The 20,553-nt window shown below is 56.0% G+C and carries 22 protein-coding genes, 4 tRNA genes and 1 rRNA gene; 25 read left to right on the top strand and 2 right to left on the bottom strand.

Annotated features, from left to right (window positions below):
- Positions 1 to 95 precede the first annotated feature (95 nt).
- The 6 genes from rrf to DW806_RS03810 all read left to right on the top strand — a co-directional run bounded on the left by rrf (position 96) and on the right by DW806_RS03810 (position 1,164).
- A 5S ribosomal RNA gene (gene rrf / locus DW806_RS03835) occupies positions 96 to 212 on the top strand.
- 27 nt (positions 213 to 239) lie between these two features.
- Positions 240 to 315: transfer RNA gene (locus DW806_RS03830), tRNA-Asn, on the top strand.
- A 60-nt stretch (positions 316 to 375) separates the two neighbouring features.
- A tRNA-Ile gene (locus DW806_RS03825) sits at positions 376 to 452 on the top strand.
- A gap of 14 nt (positions 453 to 466) precedes the next feature.
- A tRNA-Asp gene (locus tag DW806_RS03820) sits at positions 467 to 543 on the top strand.
- 35 nt (positions 544 to 578) lie between these two features.
- Positions 579 to 654 (top strand) — tRNA-Thr (locus tag DW806_RS03815).
- Between the two features lie 141 nt (positions 655 to 795).
- Positions 796 to 1,164 carry an Hpt domain-containing protein gene (locus DW806_RS03810; RefSeq protein ID WP_110436076.1) on the top strand — a complete coding sequence of 123 codons (369 nt, stop codon included), beginning with the start codon at positions 796 to 798 and terminating at the stop codon, positions 1,162 to 1,164.
- 8 nt (positions 1,165 to 1,172) lie between these two features.
- Here the strand turns inward: DW806_RS03810 and DW806_RS03805 are convergent, their stop codons facing one another.
- Entirely contained in the window at positions 1,173 to 1,397 is a 225-nt protein-coding gene (locus DW806_RS03805) for a DUF6514 family protein (RefSeq protein WP_118729142.1), read from the bottom strand.
- Positions 1,398 to 1,584: 187 nt separating this feature from the next.
- On the opposite strand from DW806_RS03805, the gene DW806_RS03800 reads away from it, so the two are divergent.
- Positions 1,585 to 2,301 (top strand): LytR/AlgR family response regulator transcription factor, encoded by a 717-nt coding sequence (locus tag DW806_RS03800; RefSeq protein WP_118729141.1) that lies wholly within the window; start codon positions 1,585 to 1,587, stop codon positions 2,299 to 2,301.
- Positions 2,302 to 2,432: 131 nt separating this feature from the next.
- On the opposite strand, the gene DW806_RS03795 is transcribed toward DW806_RS03800, so the two are convergent.
- Positions 2,433 to 3,230 carry a ZIP family metal transporter gene (locus DW806_RS03795; protein WP_207665002.1) on the bottom strand — a complete coding sequence of 266 codons (798 nt, stop codon included), beginning with the start codon at positions 3,228 to 3,230 and terminating at the stop codon, positions 2,433 to 2,435.
- 140 nt (positions 3,231 to 3,370) lie between these two features.
- Here DW806_RS03795 and DW806_RS03790 point away from each other — a divergent pair, with 140 nt between their 5' ends.
- From DW806_RS03790 to DW806_RS03705, 18 genes are all read left to right on the top strand, one after another.
- Positions 3,371 to 3,745, top strand: a complete 375-nt coding sequence (locus DW806_RS03790) for a DUF3783 domain-containing protein (protein WP_158578008.1) — start codon at positions 3,371 to 3,373, stop codon at positions 3,743 to 3,745.
- Positions 3,742 to 4,554: a DNA-3-methyladenine glycosylase family protein gene (locus tag DW806_RS03785; protein WP_118729139.1), complete on the top strand. Its 813-nt coding sequence runs from the start codon at positions 3,742 to 3,744 to the stop codon at positions 4,552 to 4,554. Before DW806_RS03790 ends, DW806_RS03785 begins: the two co-directional genes overlap by 4 nt.
- A gap of 12 nt (positions 4,555 to 4,566) precedes the next feature.
- Complete coding sequence (trxA, locus tag DW806_RS03780) at positions 4,567 to 4,875, top strand: thioredoxin (RefSeq protein ID WP_118360653.1); 309 nt, start codon at positions 4,567 to 4,569, stop codon at positions 4,873 to 4,875.
- A gap of 215 nt (positions 4,876 to 5,090) precedes the next feature.
- A complete protein-coding gene (locus tag DW806_RS03775; RefSeq protein ID WP_243022621.1) occupies positions 5,091 to 7,001 on the top strand; it encodes a glycoside hydrolase family 13 protein in 1,911 nt (636 codons plus the stop codon).
- Between the two features lie 12 nt (positions 7,002 to 7,013).
- Positions 7,014 to 7,553 carry an NUDIX hydrolase gene (locus DW806_RS03770; RefSeq protein WP_118285006.1) on the top strand — a complete coding sequence of 180 codons (540 nt, stop codon included), beginning with the start codon at positions 7,014 to 7,016 and terminating at the stop codon, positions 7,551 to 7,553.
- Between the two features lie 40 nt (positions 7,554 to 7,593).
- Complete coding sequence (locus tag DW806_RS03765; RefSeq protein WP_110436083.1) at positions 7,594 to 8,289, top strand: response regulator; 696 nt, start codon at positions 7,594 to 7,596, stop codon at positions 8,287 to 8,289.
- Between the two features lie 3 nt (positions 8,290 to 8,292).
- Complete coding sequence (locus DW806_RS03760) at positions 8,293 to 10,068, top strand: ATP-binding protein (protein WP_118729138.1); 1,776 nt, start codon at positions 8,293 to 8,295, stop codon at positions 10,066 to 10,068.
- Entirely contained in the window at positions 10,065 to 11,381 is a 1,317-nt protein-coding gene (locus DW806_RS03755; RefSeq protein WP_118729137.1) for a hypothetical protein, read from the top strand. The genes DW806_RS03760 and DW806_RS03755 overlap by 4 nt, the downstream gene beginning before the upstream one ends.
- A 23-nt stretch (positions 11,382 to 11,404) precedes the next feature.
- Complete coding sequence (locus DW806_RS03750) at positions 11,405 to 12,232, top strand: hypothetical protein (RefSeq protein ID WP_118729136.1); 828 nt, start codon at positions 11,405 to 11,407, stop codon at positions 12,230 to 12,232.
- A 188-nt stretch (positions 12,233 to 12,420) separates the two neighbouring features.
- Positions 12,421 to 13,707, top strand: a complete 1,287-nt coding sequence (locus DW806_RS03745) for a UDP-N-acetylglucosamine 1-carboxyvinyltransferase (RefSeq protein WP_118729135.1) — start codon at positions 12,421 to 12,423, stop codon at positions 13,705 to 13,707.
- Positions 13,708 to 13,776: 69 nt separating this feature from the next.
- Positions 13,777 to 14,244: a GNAT family N-acetyltransferase gene (locus DW806_RS03740; protein ID WP_158578278.1), complete on the top strand. Its 468-nt coding sequence runs from the start codon at positions 13,777 to 13,779 to the stop codon at positions 14,242 to 14,244.
- Positions 14,245 to 14,266: 22 nt separating this feature from the next.
- Positions 14,267 to 15,076, top strand: a complete 810-nt coding sequence (locus tag DW806_RS03735; protein WP_118360657.1) for an MBL fold metallo-hydrolase — start codon at positions 14,267 to 14,269, stop codon at positions 15,074 to 15,076.
- Entirely contained in the window at positions 15,058 to 15,540 is a 483-nt protein-coding gene (gene rlmH / locus DW806_RS03730; protein WP_110436090.1) for a 23S rRNA (pseudouridine(1915)-N(3))-methyltransferase RlmH, read from the top strand. Before DW806_RS03735 ends, rlmH begins: the two co-directional genes overlap by 19 nt.
- 13 nt (positions 15,541 to 15,553) lie before the next feature.
- Positions 15,554 to 15,778 carry a hypothetical protein gene (locus tag DW806_RS03725; protein WP_118729133.1) on the top strand — a complete coding sequence of 75 codons (225 nt, stop codon included), beginning with the start codon at positions 15,554 to 15,556 and terminating at the stop codon, positions 15,776 to 15,778.
- A 166-nt stretch (positions 15,779 to 15,944) separates the two neighbouring features.
- Complete coding sequence (locus DW806_RS03720) at positions 15,945 to 16,886, top strand: 1-phosphofructokinase family hexose kinase (RefSeq protein WP_158578277.1); 942 nt, start codon at positions 15,945 to 15,947, stop codon at positions 16,884 to 16,886.
- Positions 16,887 to 17,161: 275 nt separating this feature from the next.
- A complete protein-coding gene (locus DW806_RS03715) occupies positions 17,162 to 18,004 on the top strand; it encodes a hypothetical protein (RefSeq protein WP_118646382.1) in 843 nt (280 codons plus the stop codon).
- Between the two features lie 54 nt (positions 18,005 to 18,058).
- Positions 18,059 to 19,807 (top strand): S-layer homology domain-containing protein, encoded by a 1,749-nt coding sequence (locus DW806_RS03710; RefSeq protein WP_118729131.1) that lies wholly within the window; start codon positions 18,059 to 18,061, stop codon positions 19,805 to 19,807.
- 102 nt (positions 19,808 to 19,909) lie between these two features.
- Entirely contained in the window at positions 19,910 to 20,461 is a 552-nt protein-coding gene (locus DW806_RS03705) for an ECF transporter S component (protein WP_118360663.1), read from the top strand.
- The last annotated feature ends 92 nt before the right edge of the window (positions 20,462 to 20,553 follow it).

The following is a 20,553-nucleotide window of genomic DNA, read 5'->3' as shown; positions in this document are numbered from 1 at the left end:
TCCCACGGGTCACCAAATTTCTTCAAGAAAGATGTTGACAGCAGGCTGATGGTATGGTATAATAACAAAGCTGCACAGGAATGTGCAACGAAATAGTAGGTGTTAATGGTGACGAGGGTACACCTGTTCCCATTCCGAACACAGTAGTTAAGCTCGTTTACGGTGACAATACTTGGCTGGCGACGGCCCGGGAAGATAACTCAACGCCTACACCTGCGGATCGCAGATCCGCTCGATATTCCTCAATAGCTCAGTTGGTAGAGCATGCGGCTGTTAACCGCAGGGTCGTTGGTTCGAGTCCAACTTGAGGAGCCACTTAGACAATGCTTTGCCGTCACTTCATTGTGACGGCAGGGTAAAGTCGATTCCCTATATGGGCCTTTAGCTCAGTTGGTTAGAGCAACCGGCTCATAACCGGTCGGTCCCGGGTTCAAGTCCCCGAAGGCCCACCAAATTAAGTTAATATGGCCCGGTAGCTCAGTTGGTTAGAGCGCTAGCCTGTCACGCTAGAGGCCGTGGGTTCAAGTCCCATCCGGGTCGCCAAAAAACGGTACCGTAATCGTGCCGTTTTTTCTTTCGCTGCTATAGCTCAGTCGGTAGAGTGCATCCTTGGTAAGGATGAGGTCACCAGTTCAAATCTGGTTAGCAGCTCCATGAAAACGCCTGATCAAATGATCAGGCGTTTTTCTTTTACTGCAAACCGCGATCTTTGTCGAGAAATGGCGATAGAAAACTATTTTCATCCCTTGCCAGTCGATTTTTGAAATGATAAAATATAGATAGGGAGATGTCGATATGTCTCTGCATAAATTTTATCAAGCAATAGATGGAGATTTTGAAGCAGCCTGCCGCCGGTTTTACAACGAGAATATGCTGCAGAAATTCCTGATCCGATTTTTGGACGAGCCTTGTTGCGCGGAATTGAACGATGCCCTGGGTCGGCACGATCGTGATGCAGCAATCAAAGCGGTACACACGCTGACCGGACAGGCACGCAGCTTTGGTTTTATACGGCTGGAAAAGAAGAGCGCAGCACTGTTGCAAGCGCTGCGCGGCAATCAGGATGAGGAAATCACGGAACTGCGATACGAAGTCACGACCGAATACATCCGCATTGTGCATGCAATTCGCTCGCTGGCCTCTGAGCTGGGCATTTTTATGTAAGCTGCGTGTTAAACGCCCAATGCGTCCTCGATCACATCGATCAAATGGATAGGCGACACCTGAAGCGTGTTCAGACGTTCTGTAAAGGCGCGTGCTTCCGGCTCGCCGATGAACACATCGGGAACGAAGCAGGTTTGTCCGTGCTCCGGATCGTGGGCACTGATACCGAAAGATATATAAGCTCCGGTCTCGGGCGAATAGTGATTTTTTCTGATTACTTTGTAGACAAACATGATGCTTCCTCCGTCGATATTTGCTGATGTTCCCACTTCGTTTGGGAACATGTTCATTTTATCAGAAGAATTACGCGTTTTTTGCTATTCTGTGAAATTGGAGCAGAATCCTGTGAAATCGGCAGAACATGTTTAGAAACCGTTAAGAAATTCGACAAAAACTGACGAGAAAGGACTGTCAATAACCATGCTGCGGGTCGCAATTTGTGATGATTCGGCGTTAGAACGGGATATCCTTGCGGATTTTCTCAGTCATTACTGCAATGCACATGCGATTGACTATTCCTGCAAAATGTACGACAGCGGTGAACCGCTTTATTATGAGCTGGGGGACGGCGGATGGTTTGATATTATTCTGCTGGATATTCTGATGGACCCGCCGCTCGGCATTGATGTAGCACGCCGTCTGCGTGAGATCGGCTACAAGGGCACGATCGTCTTTTGTACCGCTGCGCTGGATTTTGCACCGGACAGCTTTGAAGTCGGTGCATCCGGTTATCTGCTCAAGCCATATACCCCGAAGACGTTCGAACGAACCATGCACCGCGTACTGTCCGATATCGTCGAGAATACATACGCGATCAAGAATCGTTCGCAGGTGCTGCACATTCCGCGCGAAGAGATTATGTATGTGGAAAGCCATAATTCACAGTGTATTCTGCATCAGGTGGGGCAAAAGACATACACATTATATAAAAAGCTCGGCGAGATTGAGCAGGAACTGACGGCTCCGTGTTTTCTGCGGTGCCACCAGAGCTTCCTTGTGAATATGAACTACGTCAAAGCTGTGGATAAGGACTTCACCCTTACAAACGATGATGTAGTGCTTATTCGCAAGAAAAATCTGAAGGAATTGCGGCAAATCTATTTTGATTACCGCAAACAGATTCATAATAGATATTGAGGATAATTTGTGTTTGGCAAAGTTAAAACACGGATTATCTGAAAAACGAAAAGCGTCCCATTGGGACGCTTTTCGTTTTTGTGGAAGGAGAAAGAAAACTTCATTTTCCATTCACAATTCTCCATTTTTAATTATCCCAAAGCTGTATCCAGCACCATCATCACTAGAAACCCCGCCATCACACCAAGTGTGCCCGGATGCGAATGCTCACCGAGATGTGCCTCGGGAATCAGCTCCTCGACCACAACATACAGCATTGCGCCTGCGGCGGCGGACAGCAGCCACGGCATGAACGGTGTCAGCGCGGACGCGCACAGCACAACAAGCACGCCGAAGATGGGTTCGACAATGCCGGACAGCGAACCGTAAACGAACGAGCGCGTGCGGCTGAGTCCCTCCTGATGGAGCGGAAGCGCGACTGCGGCTCCCTCCGGGAAATTTTGAATGCCGATGCCGATGGCAAGCGCGCCTGCCGCTGCAAACAATCCTGCGTTGCCGGTGTGCTGCGCGGCGCGAGCGAATGACAGACCGACAGCCATGCCTTCCGGAATGTTGTGCAGCGTCACTGCAAGAACAAGCAGCGTGGTTCGCCGAAAGGAGGATGGCAGACCTTCGGCCTGCTCTGCGCCGCTGTGCAGGTGTGGCATTAATCCGTCCAGCGCAAGCATAAGCACCAGACCGAGGATAAAGCCGCCTGCAGCGGGTATCCAGCCCGGCTGGCCGTTCTGCGCGGCCTCGTCAATCGCGGGAATGAGCAGACTCCAGATGGACGCGGCGATCATCACACCGGACGCGAATCCGAGGAAAATCTGCTGCATCAGAGCGCTGGACTGCCGTTTCATAAAGAATACCATGGCGGCGCCGATCGTGGTCATCAGGAAGGTGAAGCCTGTGCCTGCGGCCGCCCAAAGCAATGTCTGCTGTATCATACGCACCTCTCTTTTTAATTGGTTAGTTATTGCTAACTATGAGCATAGCACCGAACACACTTTCTGTCAATAGGGGACTTGACAGAAATGATATAATATTAGTATACAATATTATGAGAATAAAACAGGAGGGTTCCACTATGGCGGCATCCCGTGAAAAAGTGTTATATTTCGAGCCGCAGCCGAGCGAACAGACTGCGGCACTTAAGACCGTGCTCGTTCGCATGGGCGTGCGGATTAAGAACGTCGAAGCGGTCTCTGCCGGTCAGACGGTCGGCTTTCTGCTGAACCGTAAGGGCTTTGAGCCGACTGACGAGACTGCAGATGCGCCTTCCGCACCGATGATGGTGCTGGACGGCTTTACCGAAAAGAGACTGGATATTCTGCTCCGTGAAATGAAGGCGCATGGTGTTTCCGTGCCGTACAAAGCCATGGTCACCGAGCACAACATCGGCTGGACGCTGAGCGACCTGTTTACCGAGCTGGTGCGCGAGCATGAGGCTATGCACCAATGATCGAGCGCGTACTGAACGATTTCGACATCGACCAGATCGCAAACTCCGGTCAGTGCTTCCGCTTCCACAGGGTTGGGGATAAGTCGTACGATTTGATTGCGGGCACACACCTGCTGAATATTCAGCAGAACGGCCGGACCGTACGGTTCGACTGCGATGAAGACGAGTTTAACGCCATCTGGCGGCCGTATTTCGATCTGGATGCGGACTACGGCCGCTGCAAAGCCGCAGTTGCCAAACGCGACATCTATCTGCAGAACGCCGTTGCATACGGCGGCGGACTGCGTATTCTGCGGCAGGACCTGTGGGAGACTATTCTATGCTTTATCATCTCCCAGCAGAACAATATCGCGCGGATTACCAAGTGTGTCGAAAATTTGTGTTCCCTTTTCGGGGAAACCTGTTATAATAAGAGTGAACAGGTATACAATAGCATTCCCACGGCAGAGCGTCTGGCGGCGTGCACGCCCGAGGATCTTGCGCCGGTGCGGCTCGGCTACCGCGCCAAATACATTTGCGCCGCGGCACGGCAGGTCGCGTCCGGTGCGGTCGATCTGGAAGCTATCCGGCACATGGATTACGCTCGCGCCAAAGCCGAACTGCTGCGCCTGACCGGTGTCGGCATCAAGGTTGCGGAGTGTATCTGTCTGTTTGCACTGCATCACATCGACGCATTTCCGGTCGATACGCATATCCGGCAAATGCTGGACACACACTATCCGAAAGGGTTTCCGCTGAAACGATATAAAGGCTTTGCGGGTGTCATGCAGCAGTATGCATTTTACTATGAATTATCACTGAAAGGTTAAGGAGTGTTCAATATGGCAGTAATAACCATTACGAAGGAAAATTTCGAGAATGAAGTGCTGAAGTCGGACAAGCCGGTCCTGCTGGACTTCTGGGCAACGTGGTGCGGTCCCTGCCGCATGGTTTCGCCGATCGTGGACGAGATCGCAAACGAGCGTGACGATATCAAGGTCGGTAAGATCAATGTAGACGAGCAGGGTGAGCTGTCCATGCAGTTCCGCATTGTCTCCATCCCAACCCTGATCGTGATGAAGAACGGCGAGGTTGCCAATAAGGCTGTCGGCGCTATGCCGAAGGAAGAAATTCTGAACCTGCTCGGCTAAAATCAAAACCGGATCAAAAGAGCTGACTCCATCGGAGTCGGCTCTTTGCTTTGCACCTGAAAAGATTGTATTGAGCCGGTTTTCTTTTCTTTCGTGCGACAGCTTTTGTTTACCGTTCTGCGGTTTTGTGCTATACTAAAAATACTACCGCCAATATTGCTGATATAATGGTAAGGTATGATTTGGCAAGAGGATATATGTTTGGAGGAGCTTGCGTGAATCGCATTTCTGATAGTATGTTTCACTCCCGCAGCACTGCATGCAAGAAGCCGTATGGCGCGGTACCGGCAGGGCAGGCGGTCGAGTTTTCTGTTTATCCGCAGCGGGCACAGGGCGCGCTGCAGGTTACTCTTTGGATTGAGGAAGATGGCTGTCAGGCCGAATCCCATCCGCTGCACTGGTGCGGCTATCAAGGCTCACATGATCGGTATACGGTAACCTATACGCCGACGCATCCCGGTCTGTACTGGTATTATTTTTCGGTGGAGCTGGCGGATGGTCTGCACTACTGTGCACGCGGCTACGGCGGTCAGGCGGAGCTGCTCGAGGCGGTCGGCGATAAGTACCAGCTGACCGTGTACGACGGCGAGTACCATACGCCGCGCTGGTTCGGCGAGGGCATCACCTACAACATTTTTCCGGACCGCTTCTGCCGCGACAAGGCACCCGAGCAGCCGGAGGGTGAAGGCGTGATCCCGCGTGTGCTGCATCAGAACTGGGACGATATTCCGGTCTATCTGCCGGATGAGCACGGCGAAATTCTCAATAACGACTTTTTCGGCGGTACGCTGCGCGGCGTATACGCCAAGCTGGATTATCTGGAGAGCCTGCACGTTACCACCATTTATTTCAATCCGATCTTTCAGGCGTATTCCAATCACCGCTACGATACCGGCGATTACAAGCGCATTGACCCGCTGCTCGGCTGCGAGGAGGACTTCCGGGCGCTGTGCAGCGAAGCCGCCAGACGCGGCATGCGCGTTGTACTGGATGGCGTATTCAATCACACCGGCTACGACAGCCGCTATTTCAACGCTCGCGGTCACTACGACAGCGTAGGCGCGTTCCAGTCCAAGGAATCGCCGTATTTCAGCTGGTTTGACTTTCACAACTGGCCGAACGAGTACGGCTCGTGGTGGGGCATCTACACGCTCCCGCAGGTCAATGAGACCGACGGCAGCTATCAGAATTACATCATCGAGGACGAGGACAGCGTAGTCCGCCGCTGGCTGCGGCTGGGTGCGTCCGGCTGGCGGCTGGATGTTGCCGACGAGCTGCCGGACAGCTTCATCCAGAAGCTGAACGCGGCAGCCCGCAGGGAAAAATCCGATGCGCTCATCATCGGTGAGGTGTGGGAGGATGCGTCCAACAAAATCTCGTACTCCGAGCGCCGACGCTATTTCCAGGGCGGCGAACTGGATTCGGTTATGAACTACCCGCTGCGAGACGCTATTTTCGGCTTTTTGAACGGCGGCACGGCCGAGCATTTCGCGGAGAGCATGGAGTGCATCCGCGAAAACTACCCGCGGGACGTGTTCTACAACCTGATGAACGTTGTGGGTACGCATGACACCGCGCGTGCGCTCACCCTTCTCGGCGTAACCGAGAACGAGTGGAAGATGGACAGAAACGGCCGCGCACACTATCAGCTGCCGCCGGACCGTCTGGAAATCGCCTTGCGCCGCCTGCGGATGGCGGCGGTCATCCAGTTCACCATGCCGGGTTCGCCGACCATTTACTACGGTGATGAGGCAGGGCAGCAGGGCTTCGAGGACCCGTTCAACCGCCAGACCTACCCGTGGGGACACGAAAACCAGGAGCTGCTTGCGTTCTACCGTAAGCTGTGCGAAATCCGTGCCGAGGAACAGACGCTTGCGGACGGCGACCTGCAGTTCAGCGACACGACAGCCGGTGCACTGCTGCGCTATGAGCGCACGAGCGGAGACTCGCGTCTGGTGATCGCGGTCAACCGTGGACACCAGTATGTGGAAACAAAAATTGATGCGCTGTATGCGCTCGACCTGCTCAGCGGCGAGGGCTTCGCGTACGCCGATCCGGACGGTCTGATCGTATCCGTTCCGCCGGAGACCGCCTATATCCTGCGCTGTGTAAATGCAGCCGATTAAGGAGAATTTTCTATGGATATGACAGAAAAACAGCTTTCCAGCGAATATAAGTTCAGAGGCAGGATCATGACCGCTCGTGTGGACGAGGTATCGCTGCCGAACGGCAAGACCGCGCCGCGCGAGGTCTGTGAGCACGTCGGCGGTGTCGGCGTGCTGCCGATCGACAAGGACGGCAACGTTATTCTTGTGCGGCAGTTCCGCTATGCGTTCGATACCGAGCTGCTCGAAATGCCCGCCGGCAAGATGGACCACGGTCCGGAGGACGCCGAGGAATGCGGCATCCGCGAGCTGAAAGAAGAAACCGGCTGTACCGCCGGACGCATCGTGCCGCTCGGCGCGATTTATCCGTCTCCCGGCTTTCTGACCGAGGTGACCTATCTGTTTGCCGCGCTTGATCTGACCGAAGGCGAAATGCAGCCGGATGAGGACGAATTTGTCGAGGTCGTGCGCCTGCCGATCGCAGAGGTAGAAAAAATGATCGAGCGGGACGAGATCCGCGATGCCAAAACCGTCGCGGCTATGTATAGAGCAAAGCTGAAGAATCTTTACTAAGATAAGAGTGGAGATTGGAGAGTGCAGAGGAGGAAAGGGTTTGGATAAGAAAAAAATCCTTGTGGTTGAGGACGAAAAGGCCATTTCAGACATTCTGGTATTCAATTTACAGCGTGAGGGCTACGACACACTTGCGGCGTATGACGGTGCGGAAGGTCTGCGCTGCGCGCTTGAGGAAGCGCCCGACCTGATTCTGCTGGATGTCATGCTGCCCGAGATGGACGGCTTTGAGGTCTGCAGGCGGGTGCGCGCGGAAAAGGACACACCGATCATCATGCTGACCGCCCGTGAGGAAGAGACCGACAAGGTCATGGGTCTCGAGCTGGGTGCAGACGATTATATCACCAAGCCGTTCTCCATGCGTGAGCTGATGGCGCGCGTCAAGGCGAACATGCGCCGTACCTACGCAGGAGAGGACAGGGAAAAGGCGGAAGCGCCGTCCGGCGGCGGTCTGCGTGTATCCAAGGACAACGGCATGGTCTACAAAAACGGTCATCCGCTCGAGCTTTCCGCGCGGGAATTTGATATTCTGTGCTTCCTGTCCGCTGCTCCGGGACGGGTTTTCTCCCGTGAGGAGCTGATGGAGCAGGTCTGGGGCTATGACTACTACGGCGACCTGCGTGCGGTGGACGTGGCGATCCGCCGTCTGCGCGAGAAGATCGAGGATGAACCGGCAAGTCCCAGATACATCATCACAAAAAGAGGCATGGGATATTACTTTGCTGACGGGGAGTAAGCTATGTTCCGTTCACTACACAGAAAACTGGTGCTGATTCTGGTGCTGCTGATCGTATCCGTTATGGCGGTGGTCGGCACGTTTCTGATCAACAGTATCAACACCTTCTATCTGAACAGCTTTTATGAGCAGATGCAGGCGGTGTTCACGACCGATACCATCCGCTCCATGCAGGAGGCGGCTGCCGAACCCGGCACGGATGGTCTGAAAACCATCATAGATGCCCACAAGAGCCGACTCGGCATTGACGATTACCGCAACTATGCCATTCTCGATAGTGAGGGCGGCTTCCTTGACGGCTCCAACCCGAACGTATCCGTCACCCGCACAAGCAACGTCATTGCCGCAATGGCAGGAGAGACCGGAACGCGCTCGGCGGTGTCCGACAGCATTATGGACATTGCGGTGCCGCTGGACAAGAACGGCGACGGTGCGGTGGACTACATCGTGTATATCGCGGACAACAAGCGGGAGATTTCCGATCTGTCGTGGCGGTTCTTCCAGATTGTCATGCAGGCGATGATGTTCGGCCTGCTGGCGGCTATCCTGCTGTCCTTCCTGCTCAGCAAGACCATTACCACGCCGATCGAGCGCATCACTGAGGGTGCGCGGTCGATCGCGGAAGGCAACTTCGATCAGGACCTCGGCGTGCAGTCGTCGGATGAGATCGGCGAGCTGACCCGTTCGTTCAATTACATGGCGCACCGTTTGAAAAACACGGTCGGCGAGGTACAGGGCGAGCGCGACAAGCTGAACACGCTGTTCCTGCACATGACCGACGGCGTAGCCGCCTTCACGACTGACGGCACGCTCATCCACATGAATCCGGCCACCGAGAATCTGCTGGGCGTGCGTGTGGAGCAGAAGCTGAGCTTTGATGAGATGTTCGCTGATCTGGACATGCCGGACACGGACGAAACCGTCTCGCGCAGCTTCCTTACGAACGAGATTACGCGATTTGGGCGCGTGCTGTCCGTCACGCTGGCGCCTTACGGCGCACTGGACGGCGAGGGCGGCGTCATCGCCGTCATTCACGATGTCACCGAGCAGCGCCGTCTGGATGACGCACGCCGCGAGTTTGTGGCAAACGTGTCGCACGAGCTGCGCACGCCGCTGACGAATATCCGCTCGTACACCGAAACGCTGCTCGATGCCGCCGGAGAGCTGCCGCTTGACACGGAAAAGCAGTTTCTGGGCGTTATTTCGAGCGAGAGCGAGCGCATGGCGCGTATTGTCACCGATCTGCTGACGCTTTCCAAGCTGGATTACGGACGGATGGAGCTGCGTATGACGCGGTTTTCGGTGTCCGATCTGCTGAAAAAGGTGACGAATGCCATGAAGCTGACCGCCGAGGACAGCGGTCACATGATCCGCGTTGAGACCGAGCCGAACCTGCCGCCGATGGTCGGCGACAGGGAACGCATCGAGCAGGTTGTGGTAAATATTCTGTCCAACGCGGTCAAGTACACGCCTTCGGGCGGCAGGATTCGTCTGGCGGCACAGCGCGCAGGCGCAAACCATGTGCGCATCACGGTTGAGGACAATGGTGTCGGCATTCCGGCGGACGATGTGCCGCGCCTGTTTGAGCGATTCTACCGCGTGGACAAGGCACGCTCGCGTGCCGCAGGCGGCACCGGACTGGGTCTGGCGATCGCCAAGGAGATCGTTGAGCAGCACGAGGGCAAGATCGCTCTGACCAGTGAATACGGCAAGGGCACGACCGTGACGATCACGCTTCCGACCGACCTCAAGCCGCACGGCAGGGAGGATAAGGTATGAGAGGTGCGAAACGCTCAGCGAAGAACACAGCAAAAAATATCTCGCTTTTGGTGCTGTGCGGACTGATGGGCGTGCTATGCGCGGTAAACTGGCTGATGGGTCTGAACATTGCGCAAATGCCTGCAGACAGCACACTCCGCCGTCTGCACGACCGCTTTGTAGGCGGTGCGGTGGGCTATGAGATACGGTCCTCCGGTGTTTCGGCGGCGGATCCGGCACAGATGGCGCTGACCGTTGACGGCAAGCTGTACGGCGTGCAGTACAATCTGACCGATATTGACGCCGGCATCACGGCAACGCGTTCGCTGTGGTCGCAGGCGCTCACAGGTGAGGGGCTGCGGCCGGCTGATGAGAGTGAGCTGTGCACGGCTCTGCGGTCGGGCAGCTGTGCGCTGCTGCGCTACCACGGTGCGATCCCGATGCAGTCTATTGCGGGCTGGCTGGGCGGCTCGTGGAAGGATAATGACCGACTGCAGGTCGAAACACTGGTGTATGCCGCCGGTGTGCAGCGGCTGTTTGTCCGCATGGCAGGCGGCAGGCTGTATGCTGCGGATGCAGCGGTCTCGCAGAATGCACTCGAGGAGGCACAGAAGAACTTCCGCGGTCTGTCATGCAGCTTTGCGGGAGATGCGTACGCGGTCTATCCGGAAACGCTGCTGTTCGACAGCGAGGCGCTGTCGCTTCCGGTGCTGAAACCGGCGCAGATCAACCTGTTTGCCGCACAGAGCGGCACCGGACTGGAGGATTTGCTCGGTGCATTCGGCTACACGGCCTACACGGATTTTTACAACGAGCAGGACGGAACTGTCCGCGTGTTCCTCGATGATACGAGCACGCTGCGGCTGAATGCGTCCGGTCTGGTGCAGTACGCGTCCACGGACGGCTCGGCAACGGTGAGCGCTTATGACGAAAGCGATATCACGGATGCGGCGGCGTTGGATGCACAGCTGGACTGCGCCCGGCTGATTCTCGATGCGGCGCAGCGAGCGGGCGATACGGACACGCATGCGTCGCTGTACGCGGTGGAGCGCAGCGGCGAGCAAACCACACTGATTTTTCTGCAGATGTACAGCGGCGTGCCGGTGCTCGGTGACGCGGACTTTGCAACTTTCGTATTCGATGGCAGTGCGCTGCGCACGGCAACGATTCGGCTGCAGAAATTTCAGCCGACCGGCGGCAAACGCACGGTCATGCCTGCAAAACAGGCGGCAGCCGGAGCCTCCGGCGCGGAACGCGGTCTGATGGCAGCCTACCGGGCACAGGACGGACAGTATGTACCGAGCCGGTTCTATCTGAAAAATGCGGCAGAGTGACCGCAGAAGGGAGATGAGAGCGCTTGCAATGGGATAAAGTCAAAAATATACTGATCGCAATACTGCTTACGATCAACCTGTTTCTGCTGGGCAATCTGGCGGTACGCGGCTGGCAAAGCCACCGGAGAACGAGTGAGCTTGAGGCCAATCTGCGCACGCTGGTGAGCGCTAGAGGGATGCAGCTGGATACGGCGTTCTCGTTTCCAGAGGACATCACGCTGCCCGAGCTGTCGCTCGACCGCAGCCGCGCAGATGAGGAAAAAATCGCAGCCGCCATGCTGGGCGAACACGCTGAACGCACCGAGCAGGAGAATGGCACGGTGCGCTTTGAGAGCGACAGGGGCACGCTCGAGTGGCAGGTGGACGGCAATGTGCAGGCGGACTATACGCTGACTGAATCTGCGCCGACTTCCGCATCGGAAGCGCTCGAGCAGGCGCGTCGACTGTGCAGCCGGTGGGGCTTTCAGGCCGAGCAGGCCGGCTGGACGGCGGAGGACACGGTAGTTACGCTGACCGGCTCGGTCGCCGGACTGCCGGTGCACAACCGGCGGCTGACACTGGACTTTTCTGCCGGAGACGGCTCGGTGTCGCTCGTCGGACTGTGGAGCTTCGGCACGCCGTACACCACCGCGAACGGCATCAGCATTACCTGCAGCGCAGCAGATGCTCTGCTGCAGTTTGCCGCAGAAAGCGGCGAAACCGGTAAGATTGAGTCGATGACGGCCGGTTATCGTATGCAAACCGACAGCAGCCGCCGTATTCGTCTTACACCTACTTGGAAGATTGACACCGAAACAGGCGAATATTTGGTGGATTGTGACAAAAAGACGATTATCGGTGAAGAAAACTGAAAAACTGCTTTTCTTTATCTGAAATTGTGGTAAAATGTATTAGTGAGATTTTACGCGAATGGGTTTAGCCGCTGTCGGAGCTGCCTGCAAAGAGGATCGGCACGGACAGTCATTCGCTGACATAAGATACAGTATTCGGAGAAAAACGCGGAGATTTCCGCGCCAAGGCTTAGTGAGGAGTAGGTAGATTGACAAAGTATGTAATCAACGGCGGCAAGACGCTGAATGGTGAGGTGACCATCTCCGGCGCAAAGAATGCAGCGGTCGCAATCGTTCCGGCGGCTCTGCTGGCAGATGGCCCGGTTCGTCTTGAAAACGTGCCCAAGATCATTGATGTAACACTGCAGATGGAGATCATGCGTGAGCTGGGCGCGCAGATCCGCCAGATCAACGCCACTACGGTGGAAATCCAGAATACGCAGAATCCGAGTCTCAAGCCGCACGAGCTGGAGCGCAAGCTGCGCGCATCCTACTATCTGCTCGGCGTGCTGCTCGGCAAGTATGGCTTTGCCGAGGTAGCAATGCCCGGCGGCTGCAACTTCGGCGGCGTCCGTCCGATCGACCAGCACATCAAGGGTTTTGAAGCTCTGGGCGCAAAGGTAACGCTGCCCAAGGGCGGTTACATCCGGGTCGAGGCACCCGAGGACGGCCTGCACGGCGCACATATTTATTTTGACGTTGTTACAGTCGGCGCGACCATGAACATCATGCTCGCAGCCGTTCTGGCCAAGGGTCAGACGATTATGGAGAACTGCGCGAAGGAGCCGCACATTGTCGATCTGGCGAACTTCCTGAATGCAATGGGTGCGGATGTTAAGGGCGCCGGCACCGATGTGATCAAGATCCGCGGTGTAGAGAGCCTGCACGGCGGCAGTTACTCCATCATTCCGGATCAGATCGAGGCGGGCACCTTCATGGCAGCCGTTGCAGCCTGCGGCGGTTCGGTTCTGGTGAAGAATGTTATTCCGCGTCATCTGGAGTGCATCACCGCAAAGCTGCGCGAGATGAGCGTTGAGGTCACCGAGTTTGACGACGCGGTGCTCGTTCGCCGTGAGGGCAAGCTGACCAAGACCAACATCAAGACCCTGCCGTACCCGGGCTTCCCGACCGACATGCAGCCGCAGATGACGACGGCGCTGTGTCTGGCAGAGGGCACCAGCATCATCACCGAGGGGATCTGGGGCAGCCGCTACCGCTATACCGAGGAGCTGACCCGCATGGGCGCAAACATTCATGTGGACGGCGCGATCGCGGTTGTTGAGGGCGTCAAGGAGCTGAATGGTGCTCCGGTTCGTGCACACGACCTGCGCGCAGGCGCGGCGATGGTTATCGCCGGTCTGGCAGCCAAGGGTGTTACCGAGGTCGAGCAGGTGCAGAACATCGAGCGTGGCTATGAGACGCTCGTAGAGAAGTTTGTTGCTCTGGGTGCGGATATGTATCGCTCCGAGATTCCGGAAAGCGCCGAGAACAAGTAATTTCTAATTGTAATGAGGAAAAAAGGCGGAGGGAGCATCCTTTCGCCTTTTTTGCAGAATATAAGGCAGATGAGCAGAATGGAAGCAGAGTGTATGGTTCGGCGTGCGTCTGATGCGGACATGGATGCGGTTCTCGCTTTTGCCGCGCAGATTTTCGCGGATGAGCAGGATATTCCGAAGGAGCTGAACTTCATCCCGGCGGATAAGCAGCCGCAGTGGTGGTGCATGGAGCAGGACGGCGAACTCGTCGGCACAGCGGCCATTTACCGTGAGGGCGGGCAGTGGCACATGGGCCGCATCACGGTCGCGCGCAGGCTGCGCGGACAGCACAAGGGAACCTTTCTGCTGAAACGTGTGCTGGACGATGTTTTTACACAGGATGTGGATAACATTTTCCTTGAAGCGAGAGACGCAACGGTGCACATTCTTACAGGATTCGGCGCAGAGATTGCCGGGGAACCGTTCGCATTCTACTGCGGAAACGTCACACCGATGATTCTAACGCGAACCGCCTTTCTGCAGCACACAAACGGATGAAAACAACTGCTGAAGGAGTACCATGGCAGAGCATTATTATTACAGTATCGCCAGCGGTTCGAGCGGCAACTGCGGCTTATATATGGCGGATGGCACCGCGATCCTGATTGATCTCGGTGTGTCGCTGCGCAGGATTACGACTGCGCTGAAGGCACTGTCGCTCACGCTGGAGGATATTTCGGCGGTGGTGCTGACGCATGAGCACATCGACCATGTGAAGGGACTGCCGATGTTTCTTAAAAAAGCGAAGGCGCCGGTGTTTGCCACTCGCGGCACAGCCGAGGCTTTCGAGGAAAAGAATCCGGAGTACGCCGACCGTCTGAACGTATTCGACAGCGGCGAGCGCTTCTGGGTCAGGGATGTGGACGTTGTGCCGTTCCCGACGCCGCATGACGCAGCTGAGAGCACGGGCTACATATTCGAGCACGGCGGCAGCCGGTTCGGCTTTGCCACCGACCTCGGCTTTGTGCCGCGCGATGCGGCCGAGCTTATGCGCGGCTGCGAAATGGTTGTGCTGGAGAGCAACCACGATCCGCATATGCTGCAGGCCGGTCCGTACCCGTATTCACTCAAGATGCGCGTTGCCGGACCGAGCGGGCACCTGTCCAATCCGGACTGCGCCGTGTTTGCAGCGGATCTGGTGAAAAGCGGCACGCGAACGCTTGTGCTGGCGCACCTGAGTGAGAAAAACAACATGCCGGAGCTGGCGCGGCAGCAAACGCTGTCGGCGCTGCGCGGACTGCCCGCGTGCGAGGTGCTCGTTGCGCCGAAGGAGCACATGGAGCATCCGGTATCATTTGGGGAGGAAAGGCTATGCTCTCTGTCCGGCTGATCTGCGTCGGAAAGCTCGGAGAAAAATTCTGGGCAGACGCTGTAAAGGAATATACCAAGCGCCTCGGTGCATATTGTAAATTAGAGATCATCGAGCTGCCCGAGCAGCGCTTGCCGCAGACGCCCTCTGAGGGCGAGATCGCGCAGGCGCTCGAAAAGGAAGCCGCGCTCATCGAGAGCAAGCTGCTGCCCGGCGCGTCTGTGATTGCGATGTGCGTGGAAGGCAAGCCGATGTCCTCTGAGCAGCTGGCGGACTATTTCGGCAAGCTGACCGTATCGGGGACAAGCAAGATCTGCGTGCTCATTGGCGGCTCGTGCGGCCTGTCCGAGCGGGTGAAAAAGAAGGCGGCGCTGCGGCTGTCCATGTCACCGATGACGTTTCCGCATCATTTAGCAAGAGTGATGGTGCTCGAGCAGATTTACCGCGCGCTCAATATCGCGGCAGGCGGCAAGTACCACAAGTGAGAAGAGGGACAGCATGACAAAAGAACAGCTCGCGGCGATCGCCGTGGTGCTGCTGCTCGGCGTAGTCTTTTTTGTGCGGCTGTACCGTCGGCAGCAGGAACCGCCGAAAGAGCCGCCAAAGCCGAGGCCGCTGCCGAAAACCGGTAAAATGCGCTGTCCGATGTGCGGCGCGGAAGCAAAAGTCACGGGCAAACAGTGGGAGTGTCCGTGGTGCGGAGACTCCGGCTGGCTCAAATAAAGTTTGGGTATAAAAACAACCCGGTTAAATGTGGCTAACATCAAGAAAAACCATTTACTTTATTCATAAGATTTTGTAAAATGTAATATAGATGAGAACGCGGTTATTCGCACGGGACAAATGCGAAGCCGCGATGAGGGAAATTATATTTCAGGAGGGGCGTCCCATGATTATCACGATAACGCTTAACGCTGCACTGGACCGTACGCAGCGTATCGAGCACCCGCTGCAGGTGGGCAAGCTTAATCGCGCGGTGTCCAGTCATCTGGAACCGGGCGGCAAGGGCATCAACGTGTCGCGCGCGATCAAGGCGTTGGGCGGCAGCAGTATTGCGCTTGGCTTCAGTGCGGGCACGAACGGTCGCATTATGAAGGACATGCTGACAGCAGCGGACATTCACCACGATTTTGTTGATATTGCGGGACAGCTCCGTATCAATACGCAGATCATTGATGCGCAGGGCGGCCATACAGAGGTAAATGAGCCGGGCAACAAGCTGGATGATTCGGATTTCCTGCGCTTGCTCGACCGCATGGAGAACTATCTGGACGAGGGCAATATCTTCGTTCTGGCGGGTTCTACGCCGCCGGAGTTCCCGCTGAAGAACTACCGTAAGCTGTGCAAGACCATCAAGAAGCACGGCTGCAAGCTGATCATCGACGCACAGGGCGAGCTGCTGCAGGAGGCACTGAGGTGCGAGCCGGACTTTGTAAAGCCGAACATCTTCGAGCTGGCTGAGGCTGTAGGCGACAAGCCGTCCGCCGATCCCGAGGTCGTTGTACATTCCGCACGCAAGATGCTGGATATGGGCGCAAAGGCTGTCTGCGTTTCCATGGGTCAGGAGGGCGCTCTGCTCACCGCAAAGGACGAGCCGGAGTCGCTGTACGTTACCACCAACCCGAAAATCTACGACGAAGGTGCGGTCGGTACCGGCGATGCAATGGTCGGCGCAATTGCAAACGCTATGCACGCGGGCATGAAGTTTGACGAGGTGGCACGCTACGCTGTTGCGATGGGCCGTGCATGTGCCCGTCTGGCCGGCACCGAGATGGCCTCTCTCAAGAAGGTTTACGAGGTGTACGAGACCACGCAGGTTTACGTTCTCTGAGCTGTCGCGGAATCACGGTTCCGCCGACAAGCAGGAACGGACCGCAGGCCGTTCCAAAGTCGTCCGAAAGTTCCTATACAGAAACTTTCTTCCTCTTAAAGTCAAAAAGAGTGATATATGCTCCCTCTTTTTTGGCATTTGCAATGCAAATGCTATTTTATACGCGCTGCCGCGCGGGACGATGAAATCTGGTAGTTAGTTGAGAAATGGAGAGAACAACAGATTGTTGTTCTCTCTTTTACGCTTTTCGCAATTACTTTAAGGAGTTAACAAATATGGATAAAAAACAATTACAGCAGCGCGTCACGGAGCAGCGCCGCCGCGTACGCCGCAGACTGACCATTCGCGGCGTACTGTCGCTTCTGGTCGTGCTGACATTCATCCGCTGTGCGTTCATGCAGCGGTATGAGAATATGTTCGTGTGCGTGCTGTCGCTTGTGCTGCTGGCGATGCCGACGCTGATTGAAAAACAGCTTGCCATCGACATCCCGCCGATGATGGAAGCTATCATCTACTGCTTCATCTATGCCGCCGAGATCCTGGGTGAGATCAATTCGTTCTACACCATCATTCCCGGATGGGACACCATGCTGCACACGATAAACGGATTTCTGGTCGCGGCGGTCGGCTTCTGCCTGGTTGACCTGTTTAACCGAAGCGAACGGTTTACCTTCAAGCTGTCGCCGCTGTTCCTGGCTATCGTGGCGTTTTGCTTCTCCATGACGGTCGGCGTGCTGTGGGAATTTTTCGAGTTCACCGCCGATCAGGTGATGCACACGGACATGCAGAAGGACTATGTCGTGCACGAGGTCAACTCGGTGTCGCTCAACCCGGACGGCCTGAATGTGCCGGTGCATGTGCAGATTGAGTCGGTCAGCGTTAACGGTGAGGACTGGACGGAGCAGCTTGGCGGCTATCTGGATATTGGCCTGATCGACACGATGAAGGATCTGCAGGTCAACTGCATCGGTGCGATCGCGTTTTCCATCATCGGCTTCTTCTACGTCAAGCACCGCGGCAAGGGCAAGCTGGCAGCAGCGCTCATTCCGGTTGTGCTCGATCCCGAAAAAGAAAAAAGTAAAAAAGATGAGCGAAACAGGGAACCAAATGACGAGTGATTCCGTCTAATTCAATACTATCCCCGAAAACGATTTGAAGGAGAGTATGGAAGTATGATGAAAAAACGAATGACCGCAGGTGCGCTTGCGGCTTTGATGGCGGCAACTCTGCCGATTTCCGCGTGCGCGGCTCAGAATTCGGCACCGCAGCCGCAGCTGAATACCGCAGAGCACATGCAGTATATGAACGGCTACACGGACGGCACCTTCCGTCCGGATGCATCCATCACCCGTGCAGAGGCGAGCAAGCTGCTGGCCTCTCTGCTGGTGAACAAGGTCAAGAATGAGGACCATCTGTTTAATGACGTTTCGGTTTCCGCGTGGTATGCGGACGCTGTTCGTCAAATGACCGGTTTCGGTCTGGTGAACGGTTATACGGACGGCACGTTCAAGCCGAACGCTAAGATTACCCGTGCGGAGTTTGTAGCGATTCTGTCGCGCTTCCCGCACACCGATATCGGCACGGACAAGTCGTTCGCCGATGTACCCAAGACCAGCTGGGCGTACAACGCGGTGCAGACTGCTCTGGCTCAGGGCTGGATTTCGGCAGGCACGAATTTCCGTCCGAATGCGCCGATTACCCGTGCGGAGACGGTAACCATCCTCAACCGTGTGCTCGGCCGTCAGGCGGACGAGTTTACGATCAATACGAGTGAGGGCATCCGTATTATGCCGGACGTGCCGAACACGCACTGGGCATACTGGGATATGCTTGAGGCAACCACCGACCATAAGTTTGACAAGTCGAGCGGCTCCGAACAGTGGACCTCATTCGATAAGGAGACCACCGATTTGACGCCGGGCTGGCATAACATTGGCGGCAAGCTGTTCCATGTCAATGAGGACAAGCAGTTTGACCATGACAAGTTCATCGGCTCGCTCGAGCTTGACCACAACGGCTACTACATCACCGGCTCGACCGAACTGGACGCGCTGCTGGCTTCGGCAGTAAAGAGCGTTGTCAAGGACAGCATGACCCAGCAGCAGAAGCTGCGTGCGGTGTATGATTACGCGAAGAATACGTTCGGTTACCTCGGCATCGGCGCGGCTGACACTTCGAAGAGCGACTGGGCGCTGACCTCCGCGACTGATATGCTTAAGACCCACAAGGGCAACTGCTACTCGTGGGCGGCAGGCTTTACTTACCTCGCTCGTCAGGTCGGCTTTGACGCACAGGCGATTCCTGGAACCGGCGTTTCGCCCAAGGGCAGTGAATCGGTTCACGCGTGGACCGAGATCACCATTGACGGTACGGCGTACACCTTTGACCCGCAGATTGAAAGCGTGTATAAGAAGCGCTACAACGAGAATTACGATCTGTTCATGAAGAAGTACGGCGAGGCTGTCTGGGGTTATAAAAAGCCGGAGGTGAGCGAGCCGGAGCAGCCGGAGACCGTCAAGGTGGATAAGCAGCTTTCCGCGCTGGTGAGCAAGATTTACGGTGCGCATCCGTTCGGCGGCATGGGCGTTGCTGAGGAGGCGCTCTACAACGGCATGGGTGAGGACGGCATGAGCCGCGGCCTGTTCTGGTACCTTGGCACGGATGATATCAAGTTTGAGGCAGGCGTGGCCTCCGAGTCTATGATTACTTCGCAGGCACATTCCATCGTTGTTCTGCGCTTTGCGGATGAAAAGCAGGCCGCAGACGCAGCGGCTAAGCTCAAGACCACGGTCGACCCGCGCAAGTGGATCTGCGTAGGCGTTGATGAGGCCAAGGTTGTCTCCAAGGGCAAGCTGGTCTGCGTTGTGATGGACGACGAAAACGGCGATTACTACATCAATAATTTCAAGGCGAATGCCTGAAACTGACCTTGTGAAACTTGCGTGAACTGACACTTTCCTAAAGCCACAATATCGCATACAATAGGCTTACAGACAGAATTACTGGAAAAGAGGGTATGCGATATGACAGGAAAAAACATCAGAAAGCTTGTGCTGGCAGCACTGCTGGCGGCACTGACGGCAGTTGCTACGATGATCATCCGCATTCCGACACCGACACAGGGTTACATTCACCTCGGTGACGGCATGGTGCTGATCTGCGGCATTCTGCTCGGTCCCGGTCTGGGTGCACTGGCAGCCGGTATCGGCTCGATGATGGCGGACCTTATCGGCGGCTACATGGCATGGGTGCCCGGCACGTTTGCCATCAAGGCGCTGACCGCTCTGCTCGGCGGCTGGCTGTACCACCGCATGGCAGGCAAGGGCATGAATACGATTACCCGTGTGGTTCTGTGCGGCATTCCGGCAGAGATCGTCATGGTTCTGGGCTACTTTGTGTACGAGGTCGGCATGGAGGTCGTGATGGGCAGCAGCATGGGCGCTGCGGCAGCCGCGGTTGTTCTCGGCGTGCCGATGAATATCGTGCAGGGCATTGCGGGCATCATCGTTGGTGCGGTGCTGCTTCCGGTACTCAGTCACGCAAGCGCGGAGATGGGCGAGAAGATTCGCGCTTGATAAATGGATAGGAAAAACGGTTCCGTCTCCGGAACCGTTTTTTTATGCGAATTTTGATTTGTTATTGTGTGATTCTCTGTGGAACGGCGGGG

Origin of the sequence: Butyricicoccus sp. AM32-19 (assembly GCF_003480365.1) — a bacterium.
Taxonomy (GTDB): domain Bacteria; phylum Bacillota; class Clostridia; order Oscillospirales; family Butyricicoccaceae; genus Agathobaculum; species Agathobaculum butyriciproducens.
Note: the sequence above shows the minus strand (reverse complement) of the source record. Positions and strands in the feature narration are given on the sequence as shown.